Below are 12804 nucleotides of genomic sequence, written 5' to 3' on the forward strand. Positions count from 1 at the left end.
AGGAAGGGACCTTTCATAGCACGCGCTAAGCGGGAACCGGGTCCTCTTCGGACGTCCGCAGCCGCTGCGAGATCACCTTCGTGATGCCGTCGCCCTGCATCGAAACGCCGTACAGCGCGTCGGCGATCTCCATGGTCGGCTTCTGGTGGGTGATGATGATCAGCTGCGAAGAGTCCCGCAGCTGCTCCAGCAACCCGATCAACCGTCGCATGTTGGTGTCGTCGAGCGCGGCCTCGACCTCGTCCATGACGTAGAAGGGCGAAGGCCGGGCGCGGAAGATCGCCACGAGCATGCCGACGGCGACGAGCGACTTCTCGCCACCGGAGAGCAGCGAGAGCCGCTTGACCTTCTTGCCCGGCGGGCGCGCTTCGACGTCGACACCGGTGGAAAGCAGGTCGTTGGGCTGGGTGAGCACCATGCGCCCCTCACCGCCCGGGAACAGCACGCTGAACACGGTCTCGAACTCGCGCGCGACGTCTTCGTACGCCGAGGCGAAGACCTCGAGGATCTTTTCGTCGACCTGCTTGATGACGGCTTCGAGGTCCTTGCGGGTGTCCTTGAGGTCTTCGAGCTGGGTCGAGAGGAACTTGTACCGCTCCTCCAGCGCCGCGAACTCCTCCAGCGCCAGCGGGTTGACCTTGCCCAGCAGGCTCAGGTCCTTCTCCGCGCGCTTCGCCCGGCGTGCCTGGGTGTCGCGGTCGAACGGCATGGGCGGCGGCGGGGTGACGTCCTCGCCGCGTTCCTTGGCGGCCTCGTACTCGGCCATCTCCCCCGCGCTCGGCGGCACGGGGACGTCCGGGCCGTACTCGGCGACGAGGTCCTCGAGGCCGATGCCGAAGTCCTCGGCGATCTTGGTTTCGAGCTGTTCCAGCCGCAGCCGCTGCTCGGCGCGCAACACCTCGTCGCGGTGGACGGCGTCGGTGAGCTTCTCCAGTTCGCCGGTCAGCTCGCGGACCTTGCTGCGGACCTGGGTCAGCGCGGTCTCCCGCGACTGCCGCCGCGCCTGTGCCTCGTCCCGCTCGTGGGCGGCGCGCTGCACGGAAACCTCGATGCGCTCCAGTGCGATCTCACCGCCGTTGACCACCGCGTTGGCGATTTCGGCGCCGCGTTTCCGGGCGGCCCTGGACTTTTCGGCGCGGTCACGAGCCTGCCGCTCGGCATGCGCGGCCCGGCGGAGCGATTCGGCCTTGCCCTGGATGCTCCGCGCGCGTTCCTCGGCGGTGCGCAGCGCGAGCCGGGATTCCATCTCCTCTTGGCGGACCGTGCCGAGGTCCTCGGCGGCCTGGTCTCGCTCGGCGGTGTCCGGATCCTCGTCGACTTCCTGGTCGGCGACGGCGGCCAGCCGCTCTTCGAGTTCGGCGAGCTGCCGCAGCGCCTCTTCGCGGCTCTGCTCGACCTTGGCACGCTGGTTGCTCAGCCGGTCCATCTCGGCCCGCGCGGCACGCGCGGCCTGCTCCATCCGGTTCAACCGCTCGGACGAACGGGCTTTGCGGACCTTCGCGTCGCCGAGCGCTTCCTTGGCCCTGCCGACTTCTTCGCGCCGGGCGGCCTGCCCGGCGCGGGCTCCTTCGAGTTCCGCGGCGGTGCGTTCCAGCGCGCGCTCGGCGGCGTTCAGCCGGTCGCCCGCCGCGTCGACCGCGGCCTGGACCTCGATGACGCTCTCGTTGCGGGCGGAACCGCCGACCGCCCAGCGGGCCCCGAACACGTCGCCCTCCGGCGTGACCGTGCTGACCTCGGGATGGACCTCGACGAGACGGCGCGCGGATTCCAGACCGTCCACGACGGCCACCCGATCGAGCGCGTGCTCGACGGCCGAGCGCAACGCGGGCGGCGCCGTGACGACTTCGCGCGCCCAGCGGGCACCCTCGGGCAGCGACGGCCACGAACTGGTGTCCACGGTGGACTCCAGGCCACCGAGCAGGATACCGGCGCGGCCGGAGTCGTTGTCCTTCAGGAACCTCAGCGCGGCGAGGGCGGCTTCACCGCCGTTGACCGCGACCGCGTCGGCGACCGGGCCGAGCGCGGCGGCCAGCGCGACCTCGTGGCCTGCTTCGACGGTGAGCAACGCGGCCACCGAACCGAGCAGGCCCGGCAGCTCGTGCTGCGCGCCGAGCAGCGCGCCGGCCCCGTCCTTGCGGCGCAGGCCCATCGAGAGGGCTTCGACGCGAGCCTTCTCGGACGCGATCTCGCGTTCGGCGGCCCGCTCGGCCTTGACCAGCTCCTCGACCCGCGCCTTGGCGGCGTTGTTGGCCTCCACCGCGCGGTCGTGATGGGCCTGGAGGTCGGAGTCGTCGGATTCCTCGACACCGCCCGCGGCCTTGGCCTCTTCGAGTTCCTCGACGGCGATCTCCGCCCGTTCGGCGGCCTCTTCGAGCGACACGGTGAGCCGGTCGATCTCGTCGGAGGTGGCGCCGTTCTTGCTGCGCAGCGCCTCGACCTGGCCGGAGAGCTTCGCGAGCCCTTCCCTGCGGTCGGCGATCGCGCGGACGGCGGCCATATGCGCCCGCTCGGCGGCCTGGACGAGGTGTTCGAGCTGCTCACGCCGCTGAACGGTCTCCGAAAGCACCATGCGGGCCTCGGCGACGGCCTCGGTGAGCTCCTGCTCCCGCTCGGCGACCTGCTCCGCCTCGGCGAGCAGTTCGTCGGGGTCGCGGCCGGTGCTCGCCTGCTGCACGTCGGACGACAGATGCCGCTGACGCTCCAGCGCGAGCCGCACGGTGCCGCGCAACCGTTCCGTCAGGGCGGAGAGCTTGTACCAGGTCTCCTGTGCGGCGGCCAGCTTCGGCGCGTCCTCGGCGAGCGACGCTTCGAGCTCGGCCTCCTCGGCGGCGACGATCTCCAGCGTCTGCTCGACTTCGGCGCGCCGCTGGCGGGCGACGCGCTCGTCGGCCTCTTCCTTGGCGATGCCTTCGCGCTGGGTGACCAGGTCGTGGGCGAACAACCGCAGCCGCGCGTCCCGCAGTTCGGACTGCACCCACTGCGCCTTGCGGGCGATCTCGGCCTGTTTGCCCAGCGGTTTGAGCTGGCGGCGGAGCTCGGTGGTGAGGTCGCCGAGGCGGTCGAGGTTGCCTTGCATGTTCGCGAGCTTGCGCAGGGTCTGTTCCTTGCGCTTGCGGTGCTTGAGGACACCGGCGGCCTCCTCGATGAAGGCGCGGCGCTCCTCGGGCTTGGATTCGAGGATCGCCGAAAGCTGGCCCTGCCCGACGATGACGTGCATCTCGCGGCCGATACCGGAGTCCGACAGCAGTTCCTGCACGTCCATGAGACGGCAGCGGTCGCCGTTGATCTCGTATTCGCTCGCGCCGTCACGGAACATCCGGCGGGTGATCGACACCTCGGAGTACTCGATGGGCAGCGCACCGTCGGCGTTGTCGATGGTCAGGGTGACCTCGGCGCGTCCCAGCGGGGCGCGGCCGGCGGTCCCGGCGAAGATGACGTCCTCCATCTTGCCGCCGCGCAGGTCCTTCGCGCCCTGGGTGCCCATGACCCAGCGGAGCGCGTCGAGGACGTTCGACTTGCCGGAGCCGTTCGGCCCGACGACACAGGTGATGCCCGGCTCGAACCGCAACGTCGTCGCCGAGGCGAAGGACTTGAAGCCCTTGAGCGTCAGGCTCTTCAGGTGCACGTCGTGCTGACCCCTCTGGCTGCGGGAACCGGTCTTTCAATCGGCCCAGGCTACCCGTGTGCTCACGGTGATCGTGGGACGCGGGGCCTCAGCGCTCCACGAACCCGCGAAGCCCGCCTTTCGCCGGGGACCACCGTTCGACGTGATCCACACTTCCGGGTGATTCACCGGACCGCAAAGCCGCCAGCAGCCGCGCACAGTGGTCGCGAACACCCTCCGCTATCACCTCGACACGCCCGTCCGCCAGATTGGCCGCGCTGCCCGCCAACCCGAGTTCGAGCGCCCGGCTCCGGGTCCACCAGCGGAAACCGACACCCTGCACGCGGCCGTGCACCCACGCGGTCAGCCTGATGTGCGTTACTTCTTCACTCACGTTCCCCATCGTGCACCATGCGGACGAACGCGGAGGGTGAACACCACGTTCGCTGTGGTTCGCAGGCGGTTGAGCAGCGGTGATAATCTCCGCGCGGGTCCCCGCCCTGGCCACCACGCCCGGGTAGCCGAACTCCCCGAAGCCCCCCATCCGAGGAGCCAGCACATGTCCCGTCCCGACGGGTCTGATTCGAGCGCACGCGTGTCCGTGGCACCCCCGCGCGGCGCCACCGGCAAGCTCAACCGCGCCGGCTACGCCGTACTCGGCGTCAGCGGCCTCGTGGTGGCGACGGCCTTCGCCGCGATCGCCGAACTCGCGGGGCCCGGCGTCTCCACCACCGCGGGCGGCACCGGCGTCTCCGGCGGCGGACAGGGCATCGCCCCCGCCGGCGTGCAGGTGGTCCCGGGGAACGCCGTCCCCGGCGGCCCGATGACCGTCAGCGGTTCACCGATCCCCGGCGCGTCTGCCAGCTCGGCGCCGCCGCCGACCACGGTGACCTCGGTCGGCCCGGACGGCAAGAAGACGACGAGCGTCGTCACGCCGCCCCCGCCGGTGGTGCCGCCGAACCCGGGCCCGAACCCGAACCCGGGCCCGGGCCCCGGCCCAGGCCCAGGCCCCACGCCAACGCCGAAGCCGACACCTACACCGACGAAAACGACGACTCCCACAACGACCACTCCGGCTACGACGCCCCCTCCGGAGCCGCCATCGAGCACCCCGAACGGCAGCTCCAGCCCCGGTGGCGCTCCCAGCGAGTCGTCCCCGGGCCGGTCCAGTACCTCGGGCACCGACACCTCCACGAGCAGCGCCCTGTAAGCCTTTGGTCCGTGAAGGCCTCTCGGAGGGACTCCGGGTCCCTCCGAGAGGCCTTCACCACTTTGCGGCGCCCGGTGGACGGGAGGCCTCGGCGAGGGTCGCGAAAACCACTTTCGCGACCCGTTCCCCTCGCCACGCGCCATGAAAGGTCCTTTCCTTGCAAAATTTGCAAGGAAAGGACCTTTCATGGCGTCCCCCTGGGAGGGGTGGCGGCCGGATGCACCGGATGTCATGAAGGGTCGTTCAGGACAAAGAGTGTCCCGAACGACCCTTTCATGACACTTCCGCCGGGCCTAAGGACGACCGCACGGCTCACATTTCGAAGCGGTACCCCATCCCCGGTTCGGTGAGCAGGTGCCGCGGCCGCGAGGGTTCCGGTTCCAGTTTCCGCCGCAGTTGCGCCAGATACACGCGCAGGTAGTGCGACTCGGTCTCATACGCCGGCCCCCACACCTCGTGCAGCAGCTGTTTCTGCGCCACCAGACGGCCGCGGTTGCGCACCAGCAGTTCCAGCACGCCCCATTCGGTCTTGGTGAGGTGCACTTCCTTGCCGTCCCGGCGCACCTTCTTCGCCGCTAGGTCGATGCGGAACGATCCCGTGTCCACCACCGCGTCCGCACCGTCCACCCCGGACGACGCCGAGCGCCGCACGGCGGCGCGGAGCCGCGCCAGCAGTTCGTCCATGCCGAAGGGTTTGGTGACGTAGTCGTCGGCGCCGGCGTCGAGTGCCTCGACCTTGTCGGCCGAGTCGCCGCGCGCGGACAGCACGATGATCGGCACCGTCGTCCAGCCGCGCAGACCCGCGATCACCTCGGTGCCGTCGAGGTCGGGCAGGCCGAGGTCGAGGACGACGACGTCGGGTTTGGTCTCGGCGACGGCCTTCAGCGCGGCCGTCCCGTCGTGCGCGGTGATCACCTTGTAGCCGCGGGCGGACAGGTTGATCCGCAGGGCTCGCACGATCTGCGGTTCGTCGTCGACGACCAGGACGGTCGCCGACGCGGTGTCTGCGCTCATCGCACTCGCTCCTCCTCTTCGTTCTCCAGTCCCTCGTCGTCGAACACGAGGAGGCTCTTTCCCGGATCCTGACCAACACAGGCGGGCAGCGAGATGACGACGGTGAGCCCGCCGCCGGGCGTGTCCTCCGCCCGGATCCGCCCGCCCATCGCCTCGGTGAACCCCTTGGCGACCGAAAGCCCCAGTCCCACGCCGGGCACGCTGTCCCGGTCTCCCCCGAGCCGCTGGAACGGCGCGAAAGCCGAGTCCGCGGTGCCCTTCTTGAGCCCGCGCCCGTGGTCGACGATGCGCAGTTCGACATGGTCGGAATGCGTGCTGGCGCGGGCCGAGACCGGCTCGCGCGACCTCCCGTGCCGCAGCGCGTTGTCGATCACGTTCGCCACCACCCGTTCCAGCAGGCCGGGGTCGGCCCGGACCGACGGCAGCCGTGAGTCGATCGCGACCACGACCGAAGCGGAGTCGTCCACGGTGGACAAGGCGTGCGAGACCACCTCGTCGTAGCCGACCGGGCGCAGGTGCGGGCGCACCGCGCCGGTCGCCAGCCGCGACGAGTCGAGCAGGTTGTCGATCAGCCCGGCCAACCGGTCCGCCGATTCCTCGATCGCTTCGAGCAGCTCACCGGTGTCCTCTTCGGACAGTGAGATGTCGGTCGCGCGCAGGCTGCCGATGGCGGCCTTGATCGACGTCAGCGGGGTACGGAGGTCGTGCCCGACGGCCGACAGCAGGGCCGTGCGCAGTTCGGTGGCCTCGGCCTTGCGCTCGGCCCGGATGGCCGCCTTCGCCGTCCGCTGCTGCCGCAGGGCCAGCAACGCCTGCCCCGCGACGGCTTCCAGCACTCCCCGGTCCGACGCGGGCAGCGCGCGTCCTCGCAGTGTCAGGTGCACGTCCGCGGTGACCGCGATGTCGGCGTCGGCCTGGTCCGGGTCGGCACAGGGATCCGTGCCGGCGTTCGCCACCCGTGTCCACTTCCCGTCCCGCTTTTCCAGCAGGGACACCGACGTCAGGCCGAAGTTCTCGCGGACCTTCTCCAGCAGCCGCTCGATCGGGTTGGTGTGCGTGAGCACCGTCCGCGCGTACGAAGCGAGCAGCGCGGCCTCGGTCCGCGCTCGCGCGGCCTGGGTCGCGCGCCGGGCGGCGGTGTCGACGACCGCCGCGACGAGGATCGCCACCAGCACCATCGCGATCAGCGTGATCACGTTGCGCGGCTCGTGGACGGTCAGGGTGTACAGCGGCGAGGTGAAGAAGAAGTTCAGCAGCCCCGCCGAAAGCACCGCCGCGAGCAGCGCGGGCCCGAGCCCGCCCGTGAGCGCGACGAGCACCGTCGCCAGCATGTAGGCGACCATGTCGGTCGAAAAGTCGAGCTGCTCCTTCAGCAGGACGCCGAGCGACGTCGCCAGGACGGGCAGGACGACGGCGAGCACCCAGCCGGCCAGCCTCCGCGAAGGCGCGAGCGGGCTCCGGTTGAGCCGGGCGCGCAGCCGTCCGCCCGCTTGGGCGTGCGTGACCATGTGGACGTCGATCGGGCCGGAGCGCTGGACCACGGCCGCGCCGATGCCCTCGTCGAACAGTCTCGCCACCCGCGACCGCCGTGAGGTCCCGATCACCAGCTGGGTCGCGTTCACCCCGCGCGCGAAGTCGAGCAGCGCCGTCGGCACGTCGTCGCCGACGACGGTGTGGAAGGTCGCGCCGACCTCTTCGGCCAGCTTCCGGTACTTGCCGACCGCCGTCGGTCCCATCCCGGCGAGCCCGTCACCGCGCAGGATGTGCAGCACCTGCAGTTCGGCGCCCGCGCGGTTCGCGATACGGCTCGCGCGGCGGATCAGCGTCTCGCTCTCCGGGCCGCCGGTGATGGACACGACCACCCGTTCGCGGGCTTCCCAGGTGTCGGTGATCTTCTGCTCGGCCCGGTACCGCTGCAGGGCCACGTCGACCTGGTCGGCGACCCACAGCAGCGCGAGTTCCCGCAGCGCGGTGAGGTTGCCGGGCCGGAAGTAGTTGCCCAGCGCCGCGTCGATCCGTTCGGCCCGATAGACGTTGCCGTGCGCCAGCCGCCTGCGCAGCGCCTCGGGCGTGATGTCGACCAGCTCCAGCTGCTCGGCCCGCCGCACGACCTCGTCGGGCACCGTCTCCTGCTGGGTGACGCCGGTGATGCGCTCGACCACGTCGTTGAGGCTCTGCAGATGCTGCACGTTGACCGTGGAGAGCACGTCGATGCCGGCGGCGAGCAGTTCGTCGATGTCCTGCCAGCGCTTCTCGTTGCGCGAACCCGGCACGTTGGTGTGCGCGAGCTCGTCGACCACGGCGACCTCCGGGGCACGGGCGAGCAGCGCGTCGAGGTCCATCTCCTCGAACTCGTGGTCCCGGTGCGCCGACCGGCGACGCGGCACCGTCTCCAGCCCGTCGACGAGCTCCGCGGTCTTTTTCCGCCCGTGCGTCTCGACCAGGCCGACGACCACGTCGGTGCCCCGGTCGAGGCGGCGTCGCGCCTCGCCGAGCATCGCGTAGGTCTTGCCGACGCCCGGGGCCGCGCCGAGGTAGATCCTCAGCTCACCCCGGCGCGGCTTGGTCGGGTTTTCGTCCACGTCCGTCAGTGTGCTCCTCCGGCCGCGTCGCGCACGGCCAAGTTGACCTTCGGCACATTGACGCCCGGCACACCGATCCCGGCGCCGCTCGTGTTCTCCGCCACGAGCTGCCGGACCTTCTCTTCGGACAGGCCCGTGTTCCTGGCCACTCGGGGGATCTGCAGGTCGGCGTAGGCGACGCTGATCGCCGGATCCATGCCGGATCCCGACGCCGTCACCGCGTCGGCGGGCACCTGCGCTTCCCGGGCCCCCTCACGGGCGGCGACGAGCTTCTTGCGTTCACCGATCGCGGCGACCAGGTCCTCGTTGTACGGGCCCTTGTTCGACGCGCCGGACGACGACGGGTCGCCGGGGCCGAGGGCGTCCTTCGATCCCGCGGACGGGCGGTTGTGGAACCATGGATCCTTGGCTGGATCGGCCGCGACCGGGTCGATGCCGATCAGCGAAGACCCGACGGCCTGCCCGTCCCGGGTGACGATCGAGCCTTCCGCGTTGCCTTCGAGGCCGGGGATCCGGGAGACCGCCCAGACACCGAGCGGGTAGACCACACCCAGCAGGACCGTGAAGACGAGCAGGACACGCAGCCCGGCGAGGGTCTGTTTCAGCAGTGCGTTCACGGGTCACCCGATTCCAGGAACGAGACGGACGAGCAGGTCGATCAGCCAGATCCCGAGGAACGGGCTGACGATGCCGCCGAAACCGTAGACCAGCAGGTTCCGGCGCAGCAGCGCCGAGGCCGACGACGGCTTGTACCGGACACCCCGCAGGGCGAGCGGGATCAGCCCGACGATGATCAGCGCGTTGAAGACGACCGCCGAGAGGATCGCCGACTTCGGGGTCGCCAGCTGCATGATGTTGAGCGCGCCGAGCTGGGCGAAGACGCCGGTGAACATCGCGGGCAGGATGGCGAAGTACTTCGCCAGGTCGTTGGCGACGCTGAAGGTGGTCAGCGCGCCGCGCGTGATCAGCAACTGCTTGCCGATCTCGACGATCTCGATCAGCTTCGTCGGGTCGGAGTCGAGGTCCACCATGTTCCCCGCCTCCTTGGCGGCGGAGGTCCCGGTGTTCATCGCGACGCCGACGTCGGACTGCGCCAGCGCCGGGGCGTCGTTGGTGCCGTCGCCGGTCATCGCGACCAGCCGCCCGCCCTCCTGCTCCTTCTTGATCAGCGCCATCTTGTCTTCGGGTTTGGCTTCGGCGAGATAGTCGTCGACGCCCGCGTCCGCGGCGATGGCCTTGGCGGTGAGCGGGTTGTCGCCGGTGATCATCACGGTCTTGATCCCCATCGCGCGGAGCTGGGCGAACCGCTCCCTCATCCCCGGTTTGACCACGTCGGACAGCCGGATCACGCCGCGCACGAACGCTTTCGCGCCGTCGTACTCCGCGACCACCAGCGGCGTGCCACCCTGTCCGCTGATCTCGTCGACGACGCGTTCGGTCTCGTCCGGCATGTCGCCACCGCGGTCCCGGACCCATTCCCGCACGGCGGCGGTGGCACCCTTGCGAACCTGGCGTTCGCCGATGTCGATGCCGCTCATCCGGGTCTGCGCGGTGAACTCGACGAAGTCCGCGCGCTTTTCGGCGTCGGACGCCGCCTGGCCGAGCCCGTGTTCCCGCGCGACGAGTTCGACGATGCTGCGGCCTTCCGGCGTGCCGTCGGCGAGGCTCGACAGCCGGGCCGCTTCGGCGAGGCCGTCCCTGGTGGACTGCCCGACCGGGACCAGCTCGGTGGCCTTGCGGTTGCCGAAGGTGATCGTGCCCGTCTTGTCCAGCAGCAGCGTCGAGACGTCACCGGCGGCTTCCACCGCGCGACCGCTCGTCGCGAGGACGTTGCGCTGCACGAGCCGGTCCATCCCGGCGATGCCGATCGCCGACAGCAGCGCGCCGATCGTCGTCGGGATCAGGCACACCAGCAACGCGGTCAGCACGATCACCGACTGCTGGCTGCCGGAGTAGCCCGCCATCGGCCGCACCGCCACGACGGCGAGCAGGAAGATGATCGTCAGCGTCGAGAGCAGGATCGTCAGCGCGATCTCGTTCGGCGTCTTCTGCCGGGAAGCGCCCTCCACCAAGGCGATCATGCGGTCCACAAAGGACTCGCCGGGTTTGGTGGTGATCTTCACGACCACCCGGTCCGAAAGCACCGTGGTGCCGCCGGTGACCGCGCACCGGTCGCCACCCGATTCGCGGATGACCGGGGCCGACTCGCCGGTGATGGCCGATTCGTCGACGGTCGCGATACCCTCGACGACGTCGCCGTCGCCCGGGACGACCTGTCCGGCCTCGACGACCACGAGGTCACCGACGCGCAGGTCGGCACCCGGCACGGTCTCCTCGTCACCGTCCTCGGTGAGGCGGCGGGCGACGGTCTCCTTCTTGCTTCGCCGCAGGGTTTCCGCCTGTGCCTTGCCCCGGCCCTCCGCGACGGCCTCGGCGAGGTTCGCGAACAGGACGGTGAACCACAGCCAGATCGTGATGAGGACGGTGAACACGCTCGGGTCGGTGATCGCGAAGACCGTGGTCAGCGCCGAGCCGATCCACACCACGAACATGACCGGGTTGCCGAGCTGGTGCTTGGGGTTCAGTTTGCGCAGCGCCTCGGGCAGGGAGGTCAGGAGCTGGCGGGGGCTGAAGACGCCCGCACCGACGCGGCCCGTGTGCTCCCCGTGCTGCCGCGTCGTTTCTTCGGGGGTGCGTTCCTCGGTGACGGTCATGCCAATGCCTCTGCGATGGGCCCGAGCGCGAGCGCCGGGACGAAGGTGAGGGCCGCGACGAGCACGATCGTGCCCGCGAGCAAGGCGGCGAAGAGCGGGCCGGTGGTGGGCAGTGTGCCGGCGGTTTCCGGAACCTTCCGTTGCGAGGCGAGGGATCCGGCCAGGCACAGCACGGCGAGGATGGGGATGAACCGGCCGAGCAGCATCGCCACCGACAACGACGACTGGAACCAGTCGTTCGTCACGGTGAGCCCGCCGAACGCGCTGCCGTTGTTGTTGCCCGCCGAGGCGTAGGCGTAGAGGACCTCGGAGAGGCCGTGCGCGCCCGAGTTGGTCATGGCGGCCGGGGTGTCGGCCAGCATCAGGGCGATACCGGAGCCGAGCAGCACCACCGTCGGCATGGCGAGCATCGAGACCGCCGCGCAGGTGACCTCGCGTTTGCCCAGCTTCTTCCCCAGGTACTCCGGTGTCCGGCCGACCATCAGCCCGGCGAGGAACATCGCGATCACGGCCAGCACGAGGATGCCGTAGAGCCCGGTGCCCACCCCGCCCGGCGAGATCTCGCCCAGCAGCATGTTGAGCAGCGCCCCACCGCCGCCGAGCCCGCTGTAGCTGTCGTGCATGCTGTTGACCGCGCCGGTCGACGTGCCGGTGGTGGCGTTGGCGAACAGCGAACTCAGGCCGATGCCGAAGCGCTGTTCCTTGCCCTCCAGGTTCGCCCCGGCGGCCAGTGACGCCGGCCCGCTCGCGTGGGCTTCGGACAGCCAGGTCACCGCGAGCATCGCGGTGAAGAGCGCGGCCATCACCGAAAGCAGGACGTAGCCCTGCCGCGTGTTGCCGGCGAGCTTGCCGAACGTGCGGGTGAGCGACACCGGGACGACCAGGATCAGGAAGATCTCGATCAGGTTGGTCCAGGCGTTCGGGTTCTCGAACGGATGGGCCGAGTTGGCGTTGAAGACACCGCCGCCGTTGGTGCCGAGTTCCTTGATGGCCTCCTGGCTCGCGGCGGGCGCGAGGGCGATCTTGCTCGTGCTCCCGTCCGGATTGAGGACGTCGATGCCGCTCTTGAGGCTTTGCACGACACCGAGGGCGATCAGCGCGAGCGCCGCCACGAAGGCGATCGGCAACAGGATGCGGACCGTGCCGCGCGTCAGGTCCACCCAGAAGTTGCCGAGGCGGTCGGTCTTCGAGCGGACGAAGCCGCGGACGACCGCGATGGCGACCGAAAGGCCGACGGCGGCGGAGAGGAAGTTCTGCACGGTCAGGCCGGCCATCTGCACGAAGTGACCCATGGTCGCTTCGGGGCTGTAGGACTGCCAGTTCGTGTTGGTCACGAAGCTGACGGCGGTGTTGAAGGCGACCGCCGGCGAGACCGGTTCCTTGCCGAGGCTCCACGGCAGGATCGCCTGGAGCCGCTGAAGCAGGTACAGGAAAACGACGGAGACGAACGAGAAGCCGAGCACGGCGGACGCGTAGGTCTTCCAGTGCTGTTCCGATCCGGGGTTCACCCGGAACAGGCGGTACAGGCCGCGTTCGGCCTTGGTGTGTTTCTCCGCGGAAGACACCGAGAAGACCCGCGCCATGTAGTCGCCGAGTGGCCGGTGGACCACGGCGAGCGCGACGAGGAGGAGGCCGGCCTGCAGGAGGCCGGCCGCGGTGTCTGTCATGCCAGTCCCTCCG

At 70.1% G+C, this 12804-nt stretch carries 8 protein-coding genes; all 8 read right to left on the reverse strand.

Annotated features, from left to right (window positions below; genetic code table 11):
* Nucleotides 1-25 precede the first annotated feature (25 nt).
* Nucleotides 26-3625 (reverse strand): chromosome segregation protein SMC, encoded by a 3600-nt coding sequence (smc, locus tag P3102_RS27510; RefSeq protein ID WP_276362934.1) that lies wholly within the window; start codon nucleotides 3623-3625, stop codon nucleotides 26-28.
* Between the two features lie 88 nt (nucleotides 3626-3713).
* On the reverse strand, nucleotides 3714-4007 hold the full coding sequence (locus P3102_RS27515; protein ID WP_276362935.1) for an acylphosphatase: 294 nt from the start codon (nucleotides 4005-4007) through the stop codon (nucleotides 3714-3716).
* A 242-nt stretch (nucleotides 4008-4249) separates the two neighbouring features.
* Nucleotides 4250-4786 (reverse strand): hypothetical protein, encoded by a 537-nt coding sequence (locus tag P3102_RS27520; RefSeq protein WP_276362937.1) that lies wholly within the window; start codon nucleotides 4784-4786, stop codon nucleotides 4250-4252.
* Between the two features lie 340 nt (nucleotides 4787-5126).
* Nucleotides 5127-5828 (reverse strand): response regulator, encoded by a 702-nt coding sequence (locus P3102_RS27525; RefSeq protein WP_276362938.1) that lies wholly within the window; start codon nucleotides 5826-5828, stop codon nucleotides 5127-5129.
* A complete protein-coding gene (locus tag P3102_RS27530; RefSeq protein ID WP_276362940.1) occupies nucleotides 5825-8410 on the reverse strand; it encodes a sensor histidine kinase KdpD in 2586 nt (861 codons plus the stop codon). The genes P3102_RS27525 and P3102_RS27530 overlap by 4 nt, the downstream gene beginning before the upstream one ends.
* A 5-nt stretch (nucleotides 8411-8415) precedes the next feature.
* Nucleotides 8416-9027 carry a potassium-transporting ATPase subunit C gene (locus P3102_RS27535; protein WP_276362942.1) on the reverse strand — a complete coding sequence of 204 codons (612 nt, stop codon included), beginning with the start codon at nucleotides 9025-9027 and terminating at the stop codon, nucleotides 8416-8418.
* 3 nt (nucleotides 9028-9030) lie between these two features.
* Complete coding sequence (kdpB, locus tag P3102_RS27540) at nucleotides 9031-11124, reverse strand: potassium-transporting ATPase subunit KdpB (RefSeq protein ID WP_276362943.1); 2094 nt, start codon at nucleotides 11122-11124, stop codon at nucleotides 9031-9033.
* Nucleotides 11121-12791: a potassium-transporting ATPase subunit KdpA gene (gene kdpA, locus P3102_RS27545; RefSeq protein ID WP_276362945.1), complete on the reverse strand. Its 1671-nt coding sequence runs from the start codon at nucleotides 12789-12791 to the stop codon at nucleotides 11121-11123. Before kdpA ends, kdpB begins: the two co-directional genes overlap by 4 nt.
* Between the last annotated feature and the right edge of the window lie 13 nt (nucleotides 12792-12804).

It is taken from the genome of Amycolatopsis sp. QT-25 (assembly GCF_029369745.1).
In the GTDB taxonomy this organism is placed as follows: Bacteria; Actinomycetota; Actinomycetes; order Mycobacteriales; family Pseudonocardiaceae; genus Amycolatopsis.